The 620-nt window shown below is 68.5% G+C and carries 1 pseudogene; it reads left to right on the forward strand.

The window, feature by feature from the left end:
• Nucleotides 1–514, forward strand: a pseudogene (locus tag AC02VZ_RS26055) (alpha-1,4-glucan--maltose-1-phosphate maltosyltransferase); the annotation flags it as partial.
• Between the last annotated feature and the right edge of the window lie 106 nt (nucleotides 515–620).

Raw genomic sequence — 620 nt, forward strand, 5'->3', positions numbered from 1 at the left:
CACCTGGGGCATCTACAGCGGCTACGAACTGTGCGAGAACACCCCGCTGCGGGAGGGCAGCGAGGAGTACCTCGACTCCGAGAAGTACCAGCTCAGGCCCCGTGACTGGGAAGCCGCCGAACGCGAGGGCCGCACCATCGCCCCGCTCATCACCACACTCAACACCCTCCGCCGCGCACACCCAGCGCTCCGACGGCTGAGGAATCTGCGCTTCCACGGGACCGACAACGACGCGGTCATCGCGTACAGCAAGCGCAGCGGCTCCGACGTCGTCCTCGTGGTCGTCAACCTCGACCCGCACCACACCCAGGAGGCCACCGTCTTCCTGGACCTGCCGCACCTCGGACTGGACCCGCACGAGCCGGTGCCGGTGCGGGACGAACTCACCGGTGAGACCTATCACTGGGGCAGCGCCAACTACGTGCGGCTGGAGCCGGGGCGGGCTCCCGCGCATGTCCTGCACGTCCAGCGACCGCCCGCCGCACCGCGAAACGGAGGGTCACCCACACCATGATCGTCAACGAACCCGTGCCGGACACCTTCGAGGACACCCCCGCCGGGGACCGGGACCCCGAGTGGTTCAAACGCGCCGTCTTCTACGAGGTGCTGGTCCGCTCGTT

Source organism: Streptomyces sp. 3-6 (assembly GCF_056323165.1).